The sequence below is a fragment of the Enterococcus malodoratus ATCC 43197 genome, from assembly GCF_000407185.1.
Classification (GTDB): domain Bacteria; phylum Bacillota; class Bacilli; order Lactobacillales; family Enterococcaceae; genus Enterococcus_A; species Enterococcus_A malodoratus.
This window is the reverse complement of record NZ_KE136481.1, coordinates 470,109-492,896: the sequence shown is the minus strand read 5'-3', so window position 1 is coordinate 492,896 and position 22,788 is coordinate 470,109. Positions and strand designations below refer to the sequence as shown.

The following is a 22,788-nucleotide window of genomic DNA, read 5'->3' as shown; positions in this document are numbered from 1 at the left end:
TCAAAAATTTGGAAATTTGAATATATTTTGATTTTTTTCTTTTTACCTAATAAAATAGTCTATTTACCTTTCGCTGTTTTGTTGCGAGAGGTTTTTTTGTAGTATAAAATAAAGAAAATGGGGTGAGTGAAATGGAAGTAACATATCGAAATAAACAAAAGGAGACACTAATTACGTATGGTGAAACCGTTAGCTCCATGATGCGCAAAAAAGATTTGGCGGATAAACAGATCCTTTTTTGCGGAAATCAACGTTATTATGATTTATATGCAGAAAAGCTACGCCAGTTCATCCCAAAAACGAGTTCACATGAGTGGTTCATTACTCCGAATAATCGTTATTGCAATACGATGGAGACGTTCCAAGAGCTGATCCGATTTTTGGATCGTTTCGGCCGACAAAAGGAGACGATTTTTATTGGGATCGGCAATGAAGGAGTTATTGAACTTTTAGGCTTCACTCATCATGTCACAAATTTTCAGGCGGAGTTGTGCTTTCTGCCCGTTTCATTACGCTCATTTGCTCAAAGTCTATCTTTTGCAGATCAAATCGTTTCTGATAAAACACTAATGACAGTTATGGAGATCGAGGAAGCTCCACAGAGTATTCTTTTCGATCATACATTAGCTGATCAGCAAACGACTGGTAAAATGGTGGATCTGCTAACCTTGATTCGTTGTGGAATCATTTGCGATTATCCATTTCTACAAAGTTTATACGGAAACTTTCCAACCCGCGAGGCACTTTTGCAGCAATCATTTTCAGCCTTTAGCGAAACTCTGATCAACTATTATCAGTTGTACAGTGAGGAACTTCGTGATTTTGGGAAACCATTTGAGAAAGCTTTTTTTCAAACAGAGAATGGTTCTTTGCTATCAAACAGCATGAAGACGATGTTCGGATTATTGTTTGAATTAGCTTGGAATGTATCTGCAAACAACCTTCATTTCAATTTTAAAAATTTTGTGATATGGTTGGTGCGATTAGGATTTCCAATTGTTATGCCAGAGGGAATTTCCATGGCTGATTATGGACAGCAAGTTATTGCTTTAGCACAGGAAAAACCGTTGGCCGAGTTGATTCAAATCGGTGAGGTCGGAATGAAAAAAGTTCCAACTCAAAAGGAATTACTTCAAACATTTGAAGTGTATCAAAAAATCGTAACAGAGATCAGGGGAGAATAGATGCCAAGTTATAGTGAAAAAATGCTAACAGCATTAAAAAATGAAGAGTTAACACAAGCGAACCTAATGTTTGAAGAGGCACTGAAAAAAGATGATCCGGAAATGTTAGCAAGTTTAGCAGAAGAACTGCAAGGATTAGGCTTTTTGGAAGAAACAAAGCGGGTCTTACAAAAATTATTAGCAGATTTTCCTGAAGAAGATGTTTTTAATCTTTCACTTGCAGAAATTGCCATAGAGAACGATGATATTGATGGTGCTTTCGAGTACTTGGAAAAAATCAAACCGGATAGCGATAATTATTTAGAGAGTTTATTAGTGACTGCTGATTTATATCAGGTTCTAGGGATTCCCGAGGTTAGTGAAGCTAAATTATTGCAAGCCAAGACGATTGCACCAGAAGAGCCATTGATTACATTTGCTTTAGCCGAGTTACATTTTTCTGCTAATCAATTAGGAGAAGCAATCAACGATTATGGGCAACTGCAGAAGCAGGGCGTTGATGAAATTGCTAATATTTCGATTGATGAAAGGATTGGATCGGCTTATAGTATGATGGGCGGCTTTGAAGAAGCGATTCCGTTTTTAGAAAGAGCGTTGGAAAATGATCGTACTTCAGATCGATTATTTCAAATAGGTTTTACTTATTATCAGTTACATGATCATCAAAAGGCAATCAATTATTTGCAAGAGTTAATTGCTCTAGATCCACAATATCAAAGCGGTTATTATTACCTTGCTGACAGTCTGAAAGAGGAAGAACTATTAGAAGAAGCGTTACTTGCCGCTGAAGAGGGTATCAAAGAAAATCCATACCAAGTAGAGTTGTTGCATTTAGCCTCCGAAATTGCTTATCGCTTACGTGATAGTAAGAAGGCGGAAGAATTGTTGCTGCAGGCGTTGGAAACAGGTGAAAAAGCCGACGAAACGCTTTTAACATTGAGTAATCTTTATCTTAATGAGGAACAGCCAGATAAAACGATTGAAATGATCAGCCAGATGGATGAGGAAGATAATCCATATGCTGCATGGAACTTGGCACTGGCGTATAATGAATTGGAAGATTTTGGTGCGGCACGGACGTATTACAAGCAAGCATTTGAAAATCTATCTCATGAGCCAGATTTCTTAAAAGCATATGGACTCTTTTTACGCGAAGACGGTCAATTGGAAACCGCAAGAGAGGTTTTAACAAACTATTTGCAGCTTGAACCAGGAGATCTAGAAGTACAGTCATTACTAGAAGATTAGAGAGGTGAGAAAAATGATCGATGTTGGTGAAAAACGTGAGTTTCTCGTTTGGTTGATCAATAATGTGAGCTTTCAACGACGAGAAGTGATTTGGATCTTAAACTATCTAATTAATCATGAAGCAATTTTACGGAATGTTCATATTGTGGAACAGGCCATGGCAACGAATCGAGGTTTGGTCTTTCGGGATATCTCGCAACGTGAAGATCCGATGATGTTTTCGGTAGAGGGGCATCAGTTTTCCAATAGTGATCAGATTTTTCATGAGATTCGTCTACATTGGCAGCAGCCTTTATATTTAGAATGCGTCTTTCCTAATTCTTGGCAGAATGCACAGTATCTATCGGTTTTAGAAGACAACCCTGCGCTTTCTTGGAATGATAATGTCAGTGAAGAGATCGTTTCTGAAGTTGAAAACTTCTTAAAACACCAAGAACAAGAAGCACAAGTTGATTTATTAAAAAAACAAATTGATATGGCTTTGGAGGATGGCGACAAAGAAGCTTTTCTGATTTTGTCTGATGAATTGAATCGGCTAAAATTGACTTTACACGAATAAAAAACTAGCACAGACGTGGATTACACGGTCTGTGCTAGTTTTTTTATTCACCTCGTTTTAAGGTGAATCTACGTCGTTGCGGTTTTAAATAGGTAAAGCCTTCGCCTTCTACGTCGTGAACATTGCTGATTAATATGAATGCTTTTTCATCAACAGAATGAATGATCTTTTTCACTTCATTAATTTCTTGTTGTGAAACTACGATATAAACGATCCGTTTTAATTCTGAAGAGAAACCACCTTCGCCGTGGAGATATGTGACACCGCGTTCCAAATGGGCCATTAATAACTCGGCGATCACATTGCTTTCATTGGAAATAATCATCACGCCTTTGGCGGCATAACCACCAGATGAAAGGACATCGACCACTTTGCTGAAAACAAAGGATACGATCAGGGTGTACATCATCCGCTTTAAATCAAGATAAGTCAGTGAACAAATCAAAACAATAATATCAAAAACCAATAGTGATTTTCCCATCGTGAAGCCAAATCTTTGCTCCAGAATCCGCGCAATAACGTCTGCCCCACCAGTCGTTCCACCATTCCGATAAACTAATCCGCTACCAAATCCAGCGAATAGTCCCGCTAAAATAGAGACGATAAACAAGTCGTGATCTAAATTGATCTGTAAGGGAATTCTTTGCCAAATCCATAAAAAGACTGACAAACAAACAGTCCCTAAAATTGTATAGTAGAAGGAACGTTTTCCTAGAATTTTTCCACCGATTAAAATCAATGGAATATTAATAATCAAAGTGGTATATGCAGGATCAATCCCAACAAGTGCTCGAATAATCAAAGTGATACCAGTGACGCCGCCTTCTGCCAAATGATTTGCAATATTCAAGTAGACTAGACCAAATGCATAAATAGCAGTTCCCACCACAATAAAAATAATTTCTTTGATCCGTGTAGTCATAGTCGTTTCCATACGACACCTCCTAATTTGATTGAATGTATTTCCATGAAAAAATTGACTGATTTGAATGCTGAATGTCATTCAAACAAGCCATTCATTTTCTTTTATGCCGAACTGTAAAAATAAAAAGTTGAAATAGTATCTCAAAATTCGTCCTCAATCAACATAGCATGAAAATCAGATTGTTACAACAACATGATAGGAAACAAATCTGTTTTTTGATAAGATAGGTTTGAGGTGGTTTGATGAATGAAAAGACAATGAAAATCATGCAACAAGAAGTTGATGATTATATCCAGCAATTCAAAACGGGTTATTTTTCACCATTAGGACAAATGGCTCGATTAACAGAAGAAGTTGGGGAGTTGGCACGAGAGGTCAACCATCATTATGGTGAAAAAGCAAAAAAAGATTCGGAACAACCGAAAACGGTACAAGAAGAGTTAGGCGATGTCCTATTTGTTACAATTATCATGGCAAATTCTCTCGATATTGATTTAACAGAAGCATTTAATCGTAATATGGAAAAATTCAATCAACGAGATCGTTTTCGATTTGAACGTAAAGACGGTATGACAGAAGGTGATATTCAATGAGATTAGAAGCGTTTCCTTTAGAATTTCAAGGGGCCATGCCTATTTTGCGGAAATTGCAAACAGCTGGATATGAGGCGTATTATGTTGGCGGGAGTGTCCGTGATATTTTACTGAACAAGCCAATTCATGATGTGGATATCGCAACGAGTGCTTTTCCAGCGGAAGTGAAAGAATTATTTCATCGCACAATAGATGTTGGCATTGATCATGGCACGGTGATGGTGATCACTAAAGAGGCTACTTATGAAGTAACTACTTTTCGGACAGAATCAACATATCAAGATTATCGTCGCCCTGATCATGTAGAATTTGTGCGCTCGTTGAAGGAAGATCTAAAACGTCGGGATTTTACAATTAATGCATTAGCTGTTGGAATCGACGGTACCGTGATAGACCTTTTTGATGGATTAGAAGATTTGCGAAATAAAGTTTTACGTGCTGTAGGAAATCCGCATGAAAGATTCCATGAAGATGCATTGCGTATGATGCGTGCATTGCGATTTGTTAGTCACCTAGGGTTTACTTTGGAACCGAATACTTTTGAAGCAATTCAAGAATACCATTCTCTATTGGCCAAAATTTCGGTGGAGCGAATTAATGTGGAATTTGTAAAACTGATGATGGGGTCTTTTCGTGAGGCTGGATTGCGTTCTTTTGTGGAATCAGAGTGTTATATTTATTGCCCTGGTTTACGAAACTATGGAGAAGCATTATTAAATTTCTCGGAACTTCGTGGGCCTGCCATTCCGACTGAACGTCAAGCTTGGACATTATTGATGGTTATGCTTGATATGAATATTACGAATATTCGTCATTTCATGAAAGAGTGGAAATGCTCAAATCAATTAATTCGAGAAGTCACTCAAATGGTACCGGCGCTGCAATTTCGTTTAAAATATGAATGGGATAACTGGACCCTGTATCAGCTAGGTCGTGAGTTGGCGCTGTCTGTTGAATACTTATTGTATTATTTTGATCGTGAACCAAATTTGGCTAAAATTCGTTTGTTGTATCAGTACTTACCAATCTATTCACTAAAGGACCTTGCTTTGAAAGGTAATGAGGTGATGGAACACTTTGATTACCCACGTGGTCCATGGATTAGTATGACGCTAAACGTTTTAGAGCAAGAAGTAGTAGAAGGTAAATTGGATAATAATAAAGAAGAACTTTTAGTTTTTGCTGAAGAATTTTTAAAAAAGGAGATGTCATGAAAAAAATTACGAAGCAGTATAAAGTCAGTGAGGATCAAACAGCTTTAGCGATGGGTTCTGGTGATTTGGATGTTTTGGCAACACCAGCTTTGGTGGCAATGATGGAAAATTGTGCCAAAATTCTATTAGCACCTGAACTTAGCTCTGTTCAAACCAGCGTTGGCTACAAAATGGATCTAAAGCATCTAGTTCCGACGGCTGTTGGTTCGACAGTAAAGGTTGATGCAGAGATACTCGAGGTTGATGGTAAAAAAATTTCTTATTCCATAAAAGCCTTTGATGATGATCAAGTGATCGGCGAAGCAGTTCATCAACGAGTAATTGTTGAAACAGCAGCTTTTCTGAAAAAATTGAAGTAGAAGCACAACATGTGACCGTTTACTCAAGGTGTGCTACACTTAATTTTAGATCAGTAGTGAGGAGAATGTAGAATGGCAAGAGAAATGACAGCACTAAAATTCTATTTTCGTAATGGCGAAACCTGGACAATCGATCGTCGTTACATTGGCGATTTGTGGATTAAGCAAATTACAACAAGTTTTGGAAGAATTCATGGCAGCGAGTTTGTAGAGATTCACCCTTGTGCCGGATTTAAAATCGAGATTTATCAAGAGGGCGATCATGTTCAAACGACAGATATTAATTTAGGCGGTTTAGAGTTAGGAATGTTTGAACGGGCACGCAAATTTGAAGATATTGAACGGATGGAAATTATTTTCCGTGCAGGACATCCAGATTCTGTTTATTTCCCTTATAAAGATAAAGACAACGAAGGCTTGGACAATATTTATCAATCAACGAAGGTTTCTGAAAAGACAAAAAGTTTATATATCGTGATTGATCCAACGAAAAATGTCGATGATGTGTACGGTGATCAATTTTAGTCAACGATTTAACAGGTATCCAATAGGATGCCTGTTTTTTTGTAATAAATATTTTGAAGGAGGCAATTATTTAAAGAAAATCTTAAGGTACCTGATTAAAACGACTGCTCCTCTTGATTAATTCTTCAGGTACCTGTATTATAAGTGTGTAAGGTACCTGAATAAAAAGGAGAAATGATCTATGGAAAATCAAATGAATGAACAATTTATGAAGCTTCAACATGACTTACGTCGTTACTATCATCGTCAAATGGCAAAAAATCAAGGGTTTGGTCCACATCGTGGGCAAGGGCGTGTTCTGGCATTGCTAAAAATGAATCCTGAGATAAGCCAAAAAGATTTAACCTTTGTCTTGGGAATGCGGCCACAATCTGTTGGAGAATTATTACAAAAACTTGAAGATAAGGAAATGATTACCCGTGAAGCTTCAGAAGCAGATCGTCGGATTATGATTATTCGCTTAACGGAACTTGGTGAAAAGGAAGCAGAAAAAATATCTGACACACCAGATTTTGGCGAAGAATTATTTGCTGATTTCACAGATGATGAAAAGGCTGAATGGTCACGTCTAGTTGAAAAAATTAGTGAAACGCTGAAAAATCAATTAGGAGAAGATGACTCTGAAGAATTTTTCGGTGGCGGTAGAGGCTTTGGTGGACCTCGACCTCCTCATGATCATAAAGGTCATGGTTTCAAAGGACATCATGGAATGGAGCCTGGGTACTCACACCACTATGGAGAATTCAATAGATTTAACTGGTAATTTAAAAGCCGTAAAGGAAAAATTTCCTTTACGGCTTTTTTTTGATACAATGACGTAGAGAAATTTGAGGATGGTTCAAGATGAAAGAATTGAAAGTTACAGAACTTTATAAAACATTTGGTGATAAAACATTATTTGATCGTATTTCCTTTTTAATTCATGAAAAGGATCGGATTGGCTTGATTGGGGTCAATGGTACTGGGAAATCTAGCTTGCTTACTATTTTAGCTGGTCAAGATAGCGGTGATGGAGATGTTTCTGCAATTGAGAAAGCTAGTGATTATCGAATTGGCTATTTGGCACAAGAACAGATTTTCTCTGCAGATTTATTGGTTTTGGACGCAGTATTTCAAGGAGATAATCCATTAATGCAGACAGTACGTAACTACGAGAAGGCCTTATTAGAGTTGTCGAATGATAATAATGCAGAATCACAACGGCGGTTTACGGTAGCTGAGGAAGCGATGAATAAACAAGACGCCTGGACGGCTGATAGCGAGGCTAAGGCAATTTTAAATAAATTAGGAATCGATACGCTGGATAAAAGAATCGATGAGCTTTCCGGTGGACAAATTAAGCGTGTGGCATTAGCACAAGTATTGATTGATGCACCAGATTTATTATTATTGGATGAACCAACGAACCATTTGGATTACGATGCAATTCAATGGTTAGAAAGCTATTTGAAAAGTTATACAGGCTCACTATTAATGGTCACTCATGATCGCTATTTTTTGGATCGAGTAACCAATCGTATTTTTGAACTTTCTTTTGGAAAATTATATGAATATCAAGGAAATTATGAAGCCTATTTAGTTGAAAAAGCTGAGCGAGATCGTATTGCTGGCGAGCAAGAGGGGAAAAGAAAACAACTCTATAAACAAGAGTTGGCCTGGATGCGAGCTGGAGCTAAGGCTCGAACGACTAAACAACAAGCACGAATCAATCGTTTTGAGGATTTAAAAGATAATCTTCACCAAGTCAAAACGGATGGTCAGTTGGAGATGAACATTGCTACAACTCGTCTAGGGAAAAAGGTTTTGGAGCTTAAGCAAGCCAGCTACGCGATTGCAGGAAAAACTATTTTAGAAAATTTTGATCTTCTAGTTCAGTCAAAAGAACGTTTAGGAATCACTGGAAAAAACGGTGCAGGAAAATCAACTTTATTGAACATTTTAGCCGGTCGACTTCCATTAGATAATGGAGTGATCGAAATGGGCGAAACAGTTCGCTTAGCTTATTATACTCAACAAAACGAAACCTTAGATCCTAACAAACGGATGATTGCATATTTGCAAGAAGCTGCCGAGGAAGTGAAGCAACGAGACGGTTCACAAATAAGTGTCGCTGAAATACTAGAACGTTTCTTGTTTCCACGCTTTATGCATGGTAGTTTGATCGGGAAATTATCTGGTGGAGAGAAGAGACGCCTTTATTTATTAAAATTACTGATTCAACAGCCTAATGTTCTTCTATTGGATGAGCCGACAAACGATTTAGACATTGCTACGTTGACAGTCTTAGAGGATTATTTACAAGAGTTTTCTGGAGCTGTGATTACCGTTTCTCATGATCGTTATTTCTTAGATAAAGTAGCGGAAAAATTATTGATTTTTGAAGGAAATGGCATGATTACTTCCTATTTTGGTTCTATCGTGGATTTCTTGGAACAACAGGCTCCAGTAAAAGAAGAAAAAGTTAGTAAAGTGAAGCCGCAGCCAAAGGAACGAAAGAAAAAACTTTCATATAAAGAACAAAAAGAGTGGGAAACTATTGAGGATGATATTGCCTTGTTAGAGAAGAACATCGATGAGCTGACAGAAGCGATGAACCATCAAGGAGACGATTTTACGAAACTGCAAGATTTGCAAAAAGAAATTGATCAAACTGAACAATCATTAGAAGAAAAAATGTCTCGTTGGGAATATTTAAGCGAGCTTATTGAGGATAATTAATTTAGACTATTATTTGACAAGTATAGAAAACATTATTCTTTTGTTGATTGAAAACAAGTGAATGAATATGAACGAGGAGGAATGGCATGCTTATAGCGATTTGGGCGCAAGACAAAAATGGTTTAATTGGTAAAAACAATCGACTGCCTTGGCATTTACCAAATGATTTACGCTTTTTTAAAGAGGCAACGACCAATCATACTTTAGTGATGGGAAGAAAAACATTTGAAGGAATGGGCGGGCGTCCATTACCGAACCGTCAAACGATTGTATTAACCCGAGACTCAGGATATCAAGCGTCGAATGTCTTAGTTATGCATTCTTTAGAAGAAGTGATTGATTACGATAAGAATAATGGCGGAGAGACTTTCATTGCTGGAGGGGCCGCAATTTATACGGAGTTTTTGCCATACTGTGAAAAAATATATCGAACGTTTATTGAGGCCAGTTTTGAAGGGGATGCCTATTTTCCTTTGATGCTTTGGAATAAGTGGCAGTTAACTGAGCGAAAACAGGGTCAGAGAGATGAAAAAAATCCTTATCGTTATTATTTTGAAACATATGAAAGAGCCGGGTCCTAGTGACACGGTTTTTTCAAGATTTATAAAGAAATAGTTTCAAGAATGATTTATTTCATCAGTTTTGATATACTGAAATTAATTTGAAACTAGGTATGGAAAGAAGGATCAGAATGCCAAATGTTAAAATTGTAACCGACTCTTCCTGTACGATTGAAAAATCAGTGCGAGATGAATTAAATATTACGGTTATCCCATTATCTGTGATGATCGATGATGTTGTTTATCCTGATGATGATGAGTTGACCGGAGAGAGATTTATGGAGATGATGGCACAGGCCAAAAATCTACCAAAAACGAGCCAACCGCCAATAGGATATTTTGCAGAGCTTTATGATGAGCTAGGAAAAGATGGAAGTCCAATTGTTTCGATCCACATGTCTCATACATTAAGTGGTACAGCAGAAGCCGCTCGGCAAGCTACGTTTTTAAGCAGCAGTGATGTAACAGTAATTGACTGCGGATTTATTGATCAATCGCAAGCCTTTCAAGTCATTGAAGCTGCAAAATTGGCTCAATCAGGAGCTACTCTTGATGAAGTATTATTAGGTGTAGAGCGAGTAAAAGATCACAGCAAATTGTTTATCGGGATCTCTTCACTTGATAATTTGGCTAAAGGTGGACGCATTAGTAGAGTAGCAGGAGTAATTTCCAGTGTACTTAATATGCGTGTAGTAATGGAACTCGAAAATGGAGAGCTTTTGCCAATCACTAAAGGTCGTGGAAAGAAAACTTTCAGTAAATGGTTTTCTTCATTCATAGATGAGGTATCAAAGGTTAATGTGAAGCAAATAGGAATTTCTTACGCTGGTAAGCTGGATTTTATTGATGAAGCGAAACAAGCGTTGCAGGAAATGTTTCCCGATATGCACATTCCGGTTTTGCATACTAACCCAATCGTTGCCACACATACGGGACCTGGAGCTTTTGCGATTATGTATTACACAGATTAGTTGAACCTGCCTCTAGCAATAGAGGCCTTTTTTTACAAAGGAGTAAATGAATGAAACGATTTTCAACGATATTGATTCCACTAGCTGCGGCTGTAGCAACATTACTAATCCTTTTTCTGACAATCCCTAAAGCTGATTCACGTATTCACGTTGTTAGAGATGATAGTCAGAATTACAAGAAATCCGTTCACTTTGTAGCAGTGGGAGATTCATTGACTGAAGGGGTCGGTGATGAGACGAAACGTGGCGGATATGTGCCATTAGTCGCTGACGCTTTACAACAAAAATACGAGCTGACTTCTGTTGAGAAAGATAATTACGGTGTTTCTGGTGAACGCAGTGATCAAATTTTAAAACGGGTGAAAAAGGATTCCGACCTGAGAAATAGTTTAGCCAGTGCTGATATTATTACTATGACGGTTGGAGGCAACGATCTTTTTCAAGCGTTTCAAAAAAATCTGACTGCGAAGACTGCGAAACAATTTGATCGTTCGATTAAAAAATATGGAAAGCAAGTTCAGGATATTTTATCTGAGATGCGGGAATTGAACTCGAAAGCACCGATTTATATTGTCGGTATCTATAATCCGTATTATTTGAATTTTCCAGACATCAAAGCGATGCAGACTGTTGTTGATAATTGGAATGATGAGACAAAAGGTTTAGCCAAAGAAACGAAAAATTGCTTTTTTGTTCCAGTAAATGATTTATTATATAAAGGCATCGCAACGAAGGATAGTCAAAAAACAGGCGAAAGCTCAAGCGCTGAAGTGAAGAACAACGCGTTATATGACGAAGATAATTTTCATCCGAATAACTTAGGTTATCAATTGATGGCTACGGCGATTCAAGAAAAAATTGTGGATACAAAGGATTTATGGTTAACAAAGGAGAACAATTAATGGCAGAAAAGGAAGAAAACAAAGAAACAAAAAAAGAAGAATCTAGCAGAACGAACAAAGTGAAGAAGAAAGTCAATGGTTGGAAAATTGCTTTTCTGGTTTTGATAGGCATAATTTTAGGTGGAGTCATCTTTTCAACGGTACGAATTTTTACGGCTCGTGAAACGAATCTTCCGCCAAGTAGTGAAACAACGGTACCAAAAGGTTCTCCTGTGCTCTCAATGAATACAAATAAGAAAAAATTGAACACTGTGATGGCATACTTTTTGAATGACTTACAAAAAGGATCGGATGTTAAATATGAATTCTATTTAGAAAACCAAGCGATGCTTAAAGGTGAGTTCAAAATTTTAGGTGCCAAGGTCGATTTTTATCTTTACTTTGATCCGTATGTTATGGATAATGGCAATGTTCAATTAAAAGCTCGTGATTTGTCAATTGGTTCGTTAAACTTGCCTGTAAGTCAAGTCATGGCGACCGTTAAACGTGGTTATAAGTTTCCTAAATGGGTAGCCATTGATCCAGAAGAACAAACAATTGTTTTGAAGTTGAATGAGTTCAAATTGAATAACGGAATGTTTATCAAAGCAAATCACATCGATCTTGTCGGTGATGATATCCAATTTAGTTTATATCTACCAAAAGAAAAGAAGGCGGATGATTGATCAAAAGAAACAATGGTAATCATCGAGGTGAAAAAATGAGAAGAAGTTTTTATCATTATATTTTGACACAGCGTGGTCATAATCCCCATGATCCTGTTGAAGCATTTGCTGGATCAGTCGCAAAAGACATCATGTTTCCTAAACAATCGGAGGATTATCATGAGATTACGGATTACTTAGAATTGAGTGTCGACTATTTAGACTCGATGGATCTTTTTGATCAAGTTTGGGATAAATATTTAGAAAACAATAAATAATTAAAAAGGAAAAGTCGTGGAAAGCTTTTCCTTTTTTTTCTAGCGTGCTATCATGAAAAAAAGGGTGAAAGGAAAATGCGCCTTGCAAAAAAAAACGTTACCAGTATCGATTTTTTTAATATCGATCGTATGTACTGTCGTGATTACCGCGGTAGTAACTCATTTTATTGAACAAAAGCAAGCGATGGATAATGATTCGGTTGTTAAAATTACAAGGAACGATCTAGATGATGTCCAAGATTTGTATGATTTAATCAGCACAAATTACGTGGATAAAGTTGATAAGGAACAGTTGATTCAAGGTGCTTTAAAGGGAATGACTGAATCTCTTCAAGATCCTGAATCTGAATTTCTAACAGCAAAAGAAACCAAAGATCTAAATGCAAAAGTGGCTGGAAGTTTTGAGGGGATTGGAGCAAATCTTCAACTCGAAAATCGCTTACCAGTGATTGATCGTGTTCCTGTCAAAAATTCTCCGGCCGAAAAAGCTAAATTGAAGGCCAAGGATATTATCTTAGAAGTGGATGGTCAAAAAACACAAGATAAGTCGATTGATCAAGTGGCAAATATGATACGCGGAAAAAAAGGGACACAAGTCAAATTATTGATTCAAAGGGACAACGAGCAATTTGAAGTTTCAATTGAGCGAGATGTCGTTCCGGAGGACACCGTTAAGGGAGCTCTTGATTCGAAAGATAAGTCAATTGGTTCAATCCAAATTGACAATTTCCGTGAGACGACAGCACTAGAGTTTCGAACGATTATCGAGCAATTACGTAAAGAGGGCGCTAAATCATTTGTAATTGATTTACGTCAAAATTCGGGTGGTTTGATGGCTGAGGCGGAACGAGTTGCTAGTTATTTTCTAGAAAATGGAGATACGATTGCGCAATTTTCAAATAACAAAAAAGTCATCTCAATTGATAAAGCCGGGAAAAAAATTGACCAAGGCTTTAAGGTTAAGGAACCCACAGTATTTTTAGTGGATCAAGAGAGCTCTTATGGGGCAGAACTTTTGGCAGCAGCAGTCAAAAATAAGAACTACCCAATCATTGGTGTTAATACCTTTGGTAAAGGCAGCGTTCAGAGTATTAGTCCGATTGGAAAAGATAATTATATCCAGTTAACGATTATGAAATGGTTTGCTCCAGATGGCTCATCAGTCGAGGGCAAGGGCGTTACGCCGACGATTGAAGCTGATTATCCTGAGTATGCTAAATTGCCTCCTATCTCAAAACAGTCTAACTGGCGTATTGGTGATTCTGGAGATGCAATCAAGAATATTAATACGATGCTAAAGGCACTGGGATATCCAACCGAAGGAAGTTTATTCAATGAAGCGACTAGAGATGCCGTAACTGAGATTCAGACAGAGAATAATTTATCAGCAACAGGTGCGTTAGACGTTAAAACAGTAGATGTTTTACAAGAAAAAGTGTTTAAACTGGTCAAAACAAATGATGTCGCATATGCTAAAGCTATTGAGACATTGAAAAATAAGTAGTAGAGTTGAGCTCCGTTTTCTTGATAGCGAGGAGGGAAGTCATTGAAAAACTTGCTGACAAAGGGTCATTTATGGTTAGGTGTTAAATATTTGTTGATTTCCCTCTTTGTTGGTGTGGTCATCCGGGGCTTTTTATTGATCCCTGTACCCGTAACTGGAAATTCAATGGACCAAACCCTAACGCAAGGGGATATGATCTTGATGGAAAAATTTAGCAAGGTCAAACGTTTTGATGTTATCGTTTTCCAACAACCTGATGGCACGATCTATATCAAACGCGTAATAGGACTACCGGGTGATGAAATCCGTTATGAAAAGGATCAATTGTATATTAATGGTGATAAGCTTACAGAGTCCTTTCTCACGAATAATCGAAGTCATGATCATCAAGTTTCTCCATACACAACTGATTTTCAATTAAACGAATTGATCGGCGAAGGACGGTTACCTAAAAATGAGTATTTTGTTTTAGGGGATAATCGACGAATATCAAAGGATAGCCGTTCTTTCGGTACTGTTCAGAGTAAGGACATCTTAGGTAAAGCACAAGCGGTTTACTATCCGTTAACACATATAAAAATTATTTCATAAAAGGATGGGATTCCCATCCTTTTTCTTTGTTCAAAATAAAAGAAAAAAAATTGAGAAAAGTTCTCATTTTATTCAATTGCAGTTAAATTTTTATTACGGTACTCTTGAGGTAGGAAGTCGACTCCTAATCAATTATGAAGGAGAAAAAGATATGTATCATGCGCGATTTAATGGCACTCACTACGAAATAGGCAAGAGATGGGGAGAACTAATAAAAAAGAATGGTAAATGTCTGCTTGACAATATCCCTTTTGAAATAACCCAGGAGATGAGGGATTTTTCCAAAGCCTGTTTACCTTACTATGAAGATTTTTTTCCGGAAGTTATCGATGAGATAAATGGTATTGCGGATGGTCAAAAAGTTGACTCAGAATCTCTATATACCATTCTTTTTCCAATGTATGCACTTGTCAGAGTCACAAATTGTTCAAGTTTCATTGTAAAAAATGAACGAGCCTTTTTACTCGGACGAAATAGTGACTTTTTGACGGCTATCGAAAAATTATATATGAATTGTCTATATTCATTCAAAGCAACTGAATCTTACGCTTTTTCAGGAAATACGACGGCATTTGTGGAAATGGAAGATGGGATTAACCAATGGGGGTTTGCTATTGCTCTTACCTCCGTTTTCCCTGATTCGATAAAACCCGGAATGAATGTTGGTCTAATACTGAGAATGTTGCTAGAAAAATGCCGAACTGTAGCAGAAGCGATCGATTTACTTGGAAAAATTCCACGTTGTTCGGCCGGTACATTAGTAATGGCTGATTCTTCGGGGGCAGCTTATTTGGTTGAATTCACGAATGAAAAATTGGTGTATTCTTCTTTAAATGGAGATGGCTATCTATGTGCCACAAACAGCTTTCATTTACCGAAAGTGAATTCTCATAAGATATCATTGGAGGATGATTGGTTTGCGGAAGAACGTTATGAAACACTGGACAGTTATTTGAATGCTCATTCTCAGTCTATGGGCGTGTCAGAGGCGAAACAATTATTGGGTGGCGAGTTTGGTTTTATATGTCAATATGACCGTAAGACGGGAAAAGACACTGTTTGGTCCGCAATTTATGATTTGAAAAATGATCAAGCCTATCGTTGTGAAGGAAATCCCTCACGAAAGAAGTATAAGAAAGATACTAGATTTATCTTTAATCAATAGTAAAAATGAATACGGAAGCAATCACAGAATTCAGGGAAAAAATTTGTGATTGCTTTTTTTATATGTTAAAGAAAACTGAGTCAAGTTTATAAAAAAACGTTTCGCAGAGTGGTACACACAAAAGTTAATTATGATACAATAACGTGTGGAAAAGGAATAATAAGGTACTAGAAGTAAAAGATAGTTTAGAATACCAAATAAGTGTTGATTAAATTTCGTTATTTTACAAGGTCATTGACTGATGATGTCCATTTTGTAAAACGAACTTTTACTAGTTAACCCATAAAAGCACTTTTTTCTTTAAGGAGGAAATACATATATGACTATTCAATGGTTTCCTTCTGACAAAAAGTAGTTTACTAAATTTTAGATATTGATTTATAAAATATATGTAATATTTCTTTCTCCCATCATTGTGATAACAGTGAAAACGTATATTTTTTGTGTTATTTATAATGAATGATAAAATTAATATTTTTTTAAAGTTGGAAATCATATTGTTCATAGTTTTATATGAATGTCCCAAACTGTCCCATATTTTGTCCCATGCAATTAGCGTTTACTATTAACAGCATGGATGGACACGCTAAATCCTGTTTGAGTATATATTAAGTAAGTTTCTTTATAAGAATGTAACGTAGTTCGAATTTCATTTAATAACGAATAAGTAATTTCTAAGACATCACAAGTTGATGTCTTTTTTATTTGCTTTTTAAGCATACAAGGTGAGTACAGGGGAGCGTCAATAATTTTGTGTAAATGGTTCTTCCCTACTGTAGATTGTTTCTAATTCTCCATCGGTTGACTCAGCATTTGTTCGAGCTCGCCTTCGGCCTGTTGGAAACCTTTATGACTGCGACCTAGGAATTTTTGGTTGTGAGTATCAAAAGACGAGACTAAGAAACGTTCCATCGACTCTTCATTTTGGAACTGTTCCTTGCGGTGGCTGTATTTCTTGATTTGCTTATTAAAGGATTCAATCAAGTTCGTAGAGTAAATAGTCTTGCGTATGGCTAATGGGAAATCATAGAAAGTGAGCAGGTAATCGTTCGAAAGGATCGATTCCACCATTTTTGGATAGCTGGTTTTCCATTTTTCCGCAAAAGCACCACGTGCTTCCAATGCCGCCTTTTTAGATGACGCTTGATACACCATTTTAAAATCATCACAGACTTCCTTACGATCATCGACACGCACTTTGTGACTGATATTACGGGAAACGTGCACACAGCAATGTTGAAAACGGGCTTTGGGGTAGAACCGCTGCACGGCCCCTGCCATCCCCTTTAAGCCATCCGTGATGAAAAGGAGGACGTTTTTCACGCCACGTTCCTGGAGGTCTATTAAAATCTCTTCCCAAATCGTGATAGATTCAGTTGGTGCAATCGCATAGCTCAACACTTCCTTTGAACCGTCCGGGCGAATGCCAACTGCGATATGAATGGCTTCCTTGGCGACGGTTTTCCGCTTTAAAGGGATATAGGTTGCGTCCATATAAATAGCGGCATAACGGTCATGAAGCTCACGTTCCTTAAATGAAGTGACTTCTTCCGTAAATGATTTAGTCATATTGGACATGGTTTGGGGCGTGTAGTGATGCCCATACATTTTCTCAATCAAGTCTGCGATTTCCGACATGGTAATACCTTTTCGGAAGAGGTGAATGACGGTCTCCTCTAAGGTATCATTCGTCCGTCTATAAGCAGGAACAGTCTGTTGCTTGAACTCGCCGTTGCGGTCGCGCGGAATCTGGAGATGAAGTTCCCCGTACTCGGTCTTGACCGTACGGTCATAGGAGCCGTTACGAGAATTACCCGTGTTAAAACCAATGCGATCGTACTTTTCGTAATCGAGGAAAGCCGTTAACTCCGTTTTGAGAAGCGTATTGACAGCTTTTTCCAAATGGACACGGAATAATTCATTCAAATCGCCTTTGTTCGCTAGAGTCTTTAGAATTTCTGTAGTAAAATCGTTCATATGGAAGCCCTCTTTTCTGTGAATGTGTTGTGGTAACTCTATTCTACAGAAGGGACTTCCTTTTTTCTATTTACACAAAATATTTTACACTCTCGAGTACAGAATCGGCGAATGTTAAGATTAAGTGCAACTATTCACTGTTATTAGATAAACATCGTTCGTCTTTCGCTTAGCTTTATAATTATATAAAATTCAAAAAATTGTAATCGTTCGTAAAAACATTTTTATAACAAATGAAATATCCTCTTGAAAATATCATGTAATTCTCGCGTATTCTAGTTTAAACTTTTGAGCTGGTGTTTTCCACTTTAGAATTTTTCTTGGTCGAGTATTTAAGCTTTCTACAGCGTCATCGACGATGCGCTGCGAGACAGTCTTAAAATTAAACGGTTTAGGGAAATATTCTCTAAGTAATCCATTATGATTTTCGTTAGAACCACGTTCATGAGGTGCATACGGATTTGCATAGTAAATGTTGCACCCGAAGGTGTCTTCAATAAGCCCGACTTGAAATTGATTTACAAATTCAGTTCCTCGATCACAAGTAATAGATTTTACCCCTTGAGGATACATTTCTATTAGTTTTTTAATTGCTGCCATCATAGCGTGACCTGTTTTATTAGGGAGTTTAATCGCTACGTATTGTCGTGTCTTTCTTTCGATAAAAGTTGCTAGACAGGTTGATATGCCACGTTTTGAAACTACTGTATCAGCTTCCCAATGACCAAATTCTGTACGAAGCTGAACAGCTTCTGGGCGCAAATCAATGGTTCTATTTTCAAAGAAAGCTCGATCAATGCGAATCTTCGATCCAGATGACTTTACTTTATATCTTTTTCCATGTCTCCTAAGCTTTTTGATGTTGAAATCAATGGTTTTTGAGTAAATCCAGTTATAGATCGTGGATGTACATACCTTTACGCTTTTAACGGAATGTGCAATTTGTTCTGGAGAATATTTTAGATTCAGATATTTTAAAATAGTTTTTATATTGTGAATCGTGGCTTTTTTAGTAACTCCACAGTTCTTTTTCCGCAATTTAGCAATATTTTGTGCACTTGAAGCTTGATAAGGCAACCGTGCGATACTGTTGGCTTTTCTAGCTTCAGTCCCCCGTTGAATCTCCCGAGTGATTGTTGAACGATGGCGATCTAATCTACGTGCTATTTCAGCTGGTCGTAATCCTTCGTCAAGATAGGCTTCAATTTTCCCGCGCTCTTCAGCGGTTAAATGCTTATATACCATGTATCAAACTAGCTCCCTTGCTCTATTAATTACTACGGCAACGAATGATTTGACAATGAACCTTCACAGATATGAGATCCGCTTCCAACTAGGAGCTAACTTAAGACAAGTCAGCTCAGCCGATACAAGGCTATCATATCTGTGTTCATAATCAAATCGTATTACCTACCGTATGCAGGCACATCGTATCATATTAAATAACGAGCATCAATATAAGTTTGTGGAGGTTTGTTGCGCTTTATTTTGCTATCCAGGTCGAGTACAGAATCAATTTAGAAAGATATGCAGAAAAAAGCAACAACAAAAAAATATCTTTATGAAAGGAAAATACACTATGAAAACATCAAAGTTCAAAAATTGGCGATTATTTGCGACTTTAGCTCTGTTGGGTCAAACAATTGGCGGAGCGATTGGTCCTACGATTGCTCTGGCCGATGAGATTACTCATCCACAAACAGTGACTGTGCACTGCGATTTATCACATTTATACGCAGTTGAAGGTACGTTCAGCGATGGTCGAACATTATCTGAGGTAACTGTTCCTCACTATGCTATCTATAATGGGGAGAAACAAGATATTTTCTGTATCGAACCGGGAGTGCCAATTTACAATGAGTTCACGCCAGGTTATGAGAAAAATCCATTGCCTGATATGTCGGAGAAAGCCAAATTAGTTTCAGTGTTATGGAAAAACGCCGGTACAGATATTGATACACAAATGGTTGCTCAAAAGATGATTTGGCAAGAAGTTAATGGTTATACTCTTCACTCTATGAAGCATCCAGATGGTAGTTCCGTAAATATCGCAGTCATTGAAGCGAAAATTAATCAAGCAATCGCAAACTATCAGAAGAAACCAAGCTTCCATAATTCCACAGTCAAAACAGTTTTAGGACAATCGACAACCGTAACGGATACGAATAATTTGAATTTGTCAGAGTTCGATGAAGTTGTGGAAAATACCGCAAACATTGATTATCGCGTGAATGGCAATCAATTGGTCATCACACCGAATGCCAATTCAAAAGAAAGTGGGGTGTTGACGCTTAAAAAATCTGCTGGTACCGGAACACCGGTCGCTTATAAGATGGCTGGACAACAGACCTTGATGGCCGGGGCGATTGATAAACCGAACACTTACACGATCAAAATTGATGTGGAAACTGAGGGTGCTTTAAAAATCAAAAAAGTCGATAAAGAAACTGGTGAAGTTGTACCAGGGACGGTTTTCCATTTAGATTTTGGAAAAGTGTTACCCGCAAAAGATGTAACTACTGATAAAGAAGGCATTGCGATATTGGATGGGATTCCTCATGGTACGAAGGTAACCATTACTGAAAAATCAGTGCCGGCGCCTTATACGATTGATACCACAACCCTGACTGCCACAATTAAAGCAGGTGAAACCATTTCTGTGACTTCAAAAAATACGCGAGAAAAAGGTCAAATCATTCTGGATAAAACCGGAGTTGAAACAGGAAGTGATCTTTGGAATGACAACTATTCTTTAGCTGGAAACACGTTTGCGATTCGCAAAGATAGCCCAACTGGTGAAATCGTTCAAGAAATAACCACGGATGAAAAAGGCCATGCAGAAACACCAAAAGAGAGTGCCGATGCGTTGGAGTTGGGAACTTACTACGTGATAGAAACCAAAGCTAGTAATGGATTTGTAAATACCTTTAAACCCGTAAAAGTCGAATTGAAGTATGCCAATCAAACTGTAGCCCTTGTGACCAGTAACGTAAAAGGGCAGAACCAAGAAATCACTGGTGAAACCACTTTGACAAAAGAAGACAAAGATACCGGTAATGAAACTCAAGGGAAAGCTGAGTTTAAAGGAGCTGAATATACTCTCTTTACTGCAAAAGATGGTCAAGCTGTTAAATGGAATGAAGCTTTTAAACCAGAATTAGTTAAGGGAACGAAAGCTTCTGATGAAACGGTGACTTTGACTTTAGATGAAAAAAATCAAGTTGCCGTTAAACACCTGGCGATTAACGAGTATTACTGGCAAGAAACCAAAGCACCTGAAGGATATACTTTGGATGAAACGAAGTATCCTGTATCCATCAAAAAGGTGGATGATAACGAAAAAAATGCCGTGATTATCCGAGATGTTACGGCAAAGGAACAAGTCATTCGCTTTGGATTTGATTTCTTTAAATTTGCTGGATCAGCTGCGGGGACTACTGAAACTGGCTTCAACGATCTGACCTTTAAAGTATCGCCATTGGAAGGAACCAATGAAATCACAGGTGCTGAAGATGAAGCGACCACAGCTTATAACGAGCAATTAGGTTTTGATGGCTATGGCAAGTTTGAAAATCTTCCTTATGGGGATTATTTACTTGAAGAAATAGAAGCGCCAGAAGGATTTCAAAAGATTACGCCTTTAGAAATCCGTTCTACTTTTAAGGAAAACAAGGAAGACTTTGTGAAGAGTGAATATGTCTTTACCATTACTGAAAAAGGACAAAAACAACCGATTAAAACGGTGACCGTTCCTTACGAGAAACTGACGAACAACGCATTTTCCGTTAGTTTGAATCGTTTGATGCTCTATGATTTACCTGAGGAAGAAGATAGTTTAACTTCCCTTGCGACTTGGAAGGACGGAAACAAAGAATTAACTTCTCTGGATTCTACCGAGCTAGTTGATAAATTGAGTTACAATCTCCATGAAATCAAAGAAGACTGGTATGTGGTAGCGCAAGCCATTGATGTGGAAGCGACAAAAGCTGTTCAAGAAAAAGATGAAAAGGCCAAACCAGTGGTAATTGCTGAAACGACTGCAACTTTGGCGAACAAAGAGAAAACAGGAACTTGGGAAATTCTGCATAAACTAACGGCTGAACAAGTTTTGGATAAAACCATTGTCTTGTTTAATTATGTTTATGAAAACAAGGAAGCCTTTGAAGTGGGCGATGAGCCAGTAGCAAAGGATGCTAGTTTGAATAACCAAGCCCAAACTGTTAATTGTACGGTGGAACGCCATGTTTCCATTCAAACGAAAGCGCACTTAGAAGACGGTTCGCAAGCTTTCACTCATGGTGACGTGGTAGATATGTTTGATGATATATCCATTACCCATGGTGTACTGGATGGCTCAAAAGAGGCTTTTGAAACAGTTCTATATGCGTTACTACCAGATGGTACGACTAAAGAAATTTGGAAATCTGGCAAAATTGATTACGAAGTGAATGATAAAGAATTTACCAAAACCGTGCTTGCGGAAAAAGTGGATACAAGTAAATATCCAGAAGGTACAAGTTTTACCTTTAAAGAAATTAACTATGATAAAGATGGAAATATCAATGGAAAACACAATGAAGATTTGAAAGAAAAATCCCAAACCTTAACTCCAAAAAAAGTTCCGACCACACCAAGCACACCAGAACAACCGGAAATACCAAGTGACTCTCAAGAATCTAGTCCTACAGTGAAGACGTTCCCACAAACTGGGGAGAAAACTTCTAATGTGTTACTGTTTGTTGGCTTTACTTTGATCTTTGCGACAGCTGGCTATTATTTCTGGAATCGCCGGAACTAAGGTGATGAGATGATACAAGTAAATTATAAGAAACAACGTGCGCGACCGCCTCCTAAAAAAGTGGTCGCGCTAT

At 37.7% G+C, this 22,788-nt stretch carries 21 protein-coding genes; 18 read left to right on the top strand and 3 right to left on the bottom strand.

What is annotated here, in order from left to right:
* The first annotated feature begins 131 nt into the window (after positions 1-131).
* From I585_RS02345 to I585_RS02335, 3 genes are read left to right on the top strand one after another with little or no spacing between them, the layout of a single operon-like run.
* Entirely contained in the window at positions 132-1,184 is a 1,053-nt protein-coding gene (locus I585_RS02345; RefSeq protein WP_010739425.1) for a hypothetical protein, read from the top strand.
* Complete coding sequence (locus tag I585_RS02340; RefSeq protein ID WP_010739424.1) at positions 1,185-2,432, top strand: tetratricopeptide repeat protein; 1,248 nt, start codon at positions 1,185-1,187, stop codon at positions 2,430-2,432.
* Between the two features lie 13 nt (positions 2,433-2,445).
* Entirely contained in the window at positions 2,446-2,991 is a 546-nt protein-coding gene (locus tag I585_RS02335; RefSeq protein ID WP_010739423.1) for a YpiB family protein, read from the top strand.
* Positions 2,992-3,034: 43 nt separating this feature from the next.
* Here the strand turns inward: I585_RS02335 and I585_RS02330 are convergent, their stop codons facing one another.
* Positions 3,035-3,925 carry a YitT family protein gene (locus tag I585_RS02330; protein ID WP_010739422.1) on the bottom strand — a complete coding sequence of 297 codons (891 nt, stop codon included), beginning with the start codon at positions 3,923-3,925 and terminating at the stop codon, positions 3,035-3,037.
* A gap of 233 nt (positions 3,926-4,158) precedes the next feature.
* On the opposite strand from I585_RS02330, the gene I585_RS02325 reads away from it, so the two are divergent.
* The 14 genes from I585_RS02325 (at position 4,159) to I585_RS02260 (ending at position 15,940) form a co-directional block, all read left to right on the top strand.
* Positions 4,159-4,509, top strand: a complete 351-nt coding sequence (locus I585_RS02325; RefSeq protein WP_010739421.1) for a nucleotide pyrophosphohydrolase — start codon at positions 4,159-4,161, stop codon at positions 4,507-4,509.
* Positions 4,506-5,723: a CCA tRNA nucleotidyltransferase gene (locus I585_RS02320; protein ID WP_010739420.1), complete on the top strand. Its 1,218-nt coding sequence runs from the start codon at positions 4,506-4,508 to the stop codon at positions 5,721-5,723. The genes I585_RS02325 and I585_RS02320 overlap by 4 nt, the downstream gene beginning before the upstream one ends.
* Entirely contained in the window at positions 5,720-6,082 is a 363-nt protein-coding gene (locus I585_RS02315; RefSeq protein ID WP_010739419.1) for a thioesterase family protein, read from the top strand. The genes I585_RS02320 and I585_RS02315 overlap by 4 nt, the downstream gene beginning before the upstream one ends.
* A 72-nt stretch (positions 6,083-6,154) precedes the next feature.
* Positions 6,155-6,607, top strand: coding sequence for an apurinic/apyrimidinic endonuclease family protein (locus I585_RS02310; RefSeq protein WP_010739418.1), 453 nt, complete (start codon positions 6,155-6,157; stop codon positions 6,605-6,607).
* Between the two features lie 181 nt (positions 6,608-6,788).
* On the top strand, positions 6,789-7,370 hold the full coding sequence (locus I585_RS02305; RefSeq protein ID WP_010739417.1) for a MarR family winged helix-turn-helix transcriptional regulator: 582 nt from the start codon (positions 6,789-6,791) through the stop codon (positions 7,368-7,370).
* A gap of 80 nt (positions 7,371-7,450) precedes the next feature.
* Positions 7,451-9,325: an ABC-F family ATP-binding cassette domain-containing protein gene (locus tag I585_RS02300; protein WP_010739416.1), complete on the top strand. Its 1,875-nt coding sequence runs from the start codon at positions 7,451-7,453 to the stop codon at positions 9,323-9,325.
* 86 nt (positions 9,326-9,411) lie between these two features.
* Positions 9,412-9,906, top strand: coding sequence for a dihydrofolate reductase (locus I585_RS02295; protein WP_010739415.1), 495 nt, complete (start codon positions 9,412-9,414; stop codon positions 9,904-9,906).
* Positions 9,907-10,016: 110 nt separating this feature from the next.
* Complete coding sequence (locus I585_RS02290) at positions 10,017-10,856, top strand: DegV family protein (RefSeq protein ID WP_010739414.1); 840 nt, start codon at positions 10,017-10,019, stop codon at positions 10,854-10,856.
* A 50-nt stretch (positions 10,857-10,906) separates the two neighbouring features.
* Positions 10,907-11,758: an SGNH/GDSL hydrolase family protein gene (locus I585_RS02285; protein WP_010739413.1), complete on the top strand. Its 852-nt coding sequence runs from the start codon at positions 10,907-10,909 to the stop codon at positions 11,756-11,758.
* Positions 11,758-12,423, top strand: a complete 666-nt coding sequence (locus I585_RS02280; protein ID WP_010739412.1) for a YpmS family protein — start codon at positions 11,758-11,760, stop codon at positions 12,421-12,423. Before I585_RS02285 ends, I585_RS02280 begins: the two co-directional genes overlap by 1 nt.
* Positions 12,424-12,458: 35 nt before the next feature.
* Complete coding sequence (locus I585_RS02275; protein WP_034708599.1) at positions 12,459-12,680, top strand: YozE family protein; 222 nt, start codon at positions 12,459-12,461, stop codon at positions 12,678-12,680.
* Between the two features lie 82 nt (positions 12,681-12,762).
* Positions 12,763-14,184: a S41 family peptidase gene (locus I585_RS02270; RefSeq protein ID WP_010739410.1), complete on the top strand. Its 1,422-nt coding sequence runs from the start codon at positions 12,763-12,765 to the stop codon at positions 14,182-14,184.
* A gap of 42 nt (positions 14,185-14,226) precedes the next feature.
* Positions 14,227-14,775 (top strand): signal peptidase I, encoded by a 549-nt coding sequence (lepB, locus tag I585_RS02265; RefSeq protein ID WP_010739409.1) that lies wholly within the window; start codon positions 14,227-14,229, stop codon positions 14,773-14,775.
* 151 nt (positions 14,776-14,926) lie between these two features.
* Positions 14,927-15,940, top strand: a complete 1,014-nt coding sequence (locus I585_RS02260) for a C45 family autoproteolytic acyltransferase/hydrolase (RefSeq protein WP_010739408.1) — start codon at positions 14,927-14,929, stop codon at positions 15,938-15,940.
* Positions 15,941-16,726: 786 nt separating this feature from the next.
* On the opposite strand, the gene I585_RS02255 is transcribed toward I585_RS02260, so the two are convergent.
* Together I585_RS02255 and I585_RS02250 are read right to left on the bottom strand one after the other, a co-directional pair.
* Complete coding sequence (locus tag I585_RS02255) at positions 16,727-17,917, bottom strand: IS256 family transposase (protein WP_010739124.1); 1,191 nt, start codon at positions 17,915-17,917, stop codon at positions 16,727-16,729.
* A gap of 255 nt (positions 17,918-18,172) precedes the next feature.
* Positions 18,173-19,162 (bottom strand): IS30 family transposase, encoded by a 990-nt coding sequence (locus I585_RS02250; RefSeq protein WP_002287934.1) that lies wholly within the window; start codon positions 19,160-19,162, stop codon positions 18,173-18,175.
* A gap of 334 nt (positions 19,163-19,496) precedes the next feature.
* Here I585_RS02250 and fss3 point away from each other — a divergent pair, with 334 nt between their 5' ends.
* Positions 19,497-22,715 carry a fibrinogen-binding MSCRAMM adhesin Fss3 gene (gene fss3, locus I585_RS02245; RefSeq protein WP_010739407.1) on the top strand — a complete coding sequence of 1,073 codons (3,219 nt, stop codon included), beginning with the start codon at positions 19,497-19,499 and terminating at the stop codon, positions 22,713-22,715.
* Positions 22,716-22,788: the final 73 nt, after the last annotated feature.

Excerpts from the sequence above, each read along its gene's own strand:
- I585_RS02290 (WP_010739414.1), top strand. The coding sequence starts at position 10,017 with ATGCCAAATGTTAAAATTGTAACCGACTCTTCCTGTACGATTGAAAAA.
- fss3 (WP_010739407.1), top strand. The coding sequence starts at position 19,497 with ATGAAAACATCAAAGTTCAAAAATTGGCGATTATTTGCGACTTTAGCT.
- I585_RS02250 (WP_002287934.1), bottom strand. The coding sequence starts at position 19,162 with ATGGTATATAAGCATTTAACCGCTGAAGAGCGCGGGAAAATTGAAGCC.
- I585_RS02275 (WP_034708599.1), top strand. The coding sequence starts at position 12,459 with ATGAGAAGAAGTTTTTATCATTATATTTTGACACAGCGTGGTCATAAT.
- I585_RS02285 (WP_010739413.1), top strand. The coding sequence starts at position 10,907 with ATGAAACGATTTTCAACGATATTGATTCCACTAGCTGCGGCTGTAGCA.
- I585_RS02305 (WP_010739417.1), top strand. The coding sequence starts at position 6,789 with ATGGAAAATCAAATGAATGAACAATTTATGAAGCTTCAACATGACTTA.
- I585_RS02255 (WP_010739124.1), bottom strand. The coding sequence starts at position 17,917 with ATGAACGATTTTACTACAGAAATTCTAAAGACTCTAGCGAACAAAGGC.
- I585_RS02340 (WP_010739424.1), top strand. The coding sequence starts at position 1,185 with ATGCCAAGTTATAGTGAAAAAATGCTAACAGCATTAAAAAATGAAGAG.
- I585_RS02320 (WP_010739420.1), top strand. The coding sequence starts at position 4,506 with ATGAGATTAGAAGCGTTTCCTTTAGAATTTCAAGGGGCCATGCCTATT.
- I585_RS02295 (WP_010739415.1), top strand. The coding sequence starts at position 9,412 with ATGCTTATAGCGATTTGGGCGCAAGACAAAAATGGTTTAATTGGTAAA.
- I585_RS02330 (WP_010739422.1), bottom strand. The coding sequence starts at position 3,925 with ATGGAAACGACTATGACTACACGGATCAAAGAAATTATTTTTATTGTG.
- I585_RS02335 (WP_010739423.1), top strand. The coding sequence starts at position 2,446 with ATGATCGATGTTGGTGAAAAACGTGAGTTTCTCGTTTGGTTGATCAAT.
- I585_RS02325 (WP_010739421.1), top strand. The coding sequence starts at position 4,159 with ATGAATGAAAAGACAATGAAAATCATGCAACAAGAAGTTGATGATTAT.
- I585_RS02310 (WP_010739418.1), top strand. The coding sequence starts at position 6,155 with ATGGCAAGAGAAATGACAGCACTAAAATTCTATTTTCGTAATGGCGAA.
- I585_RS02260 (WP_010739408.1), top strand. The coding sequence starts at position 14,927 with ATGTATCATGCGCGATTTAATGGCACTCACTACGAAATAGGCAAGAGA.
- I585_RS02280 (WP_010739412.1), top strand. The coding sequence starts at position 11,758 with ATGGCAGAAAAGGAAGAAAACAAAGAAACAAAAAAAGAAGAATCTAGC.
- I585_RS02300 (WP_010739416.1), top strand. The coding sequence starts at position 7,451 with ATGAAAGAATTGAAAGTTACAGAACTTTATAAAACATTTGGTGATAAA.
- I585_RS02315 (WP_010739419.1), top strand. The coding sequence starts at position 5,720 with ATGAAAAAAATTACGAAGCAGTATAAAGTCAGTGAGGATCAAACAGCT.
- I585_RS02345 (WP_010739425.1), top strand. The coding sequence starts at position 132 with ATGGAAGTAACATATCGAAATAAACAAAAGGAGACACTAATTACGTAT.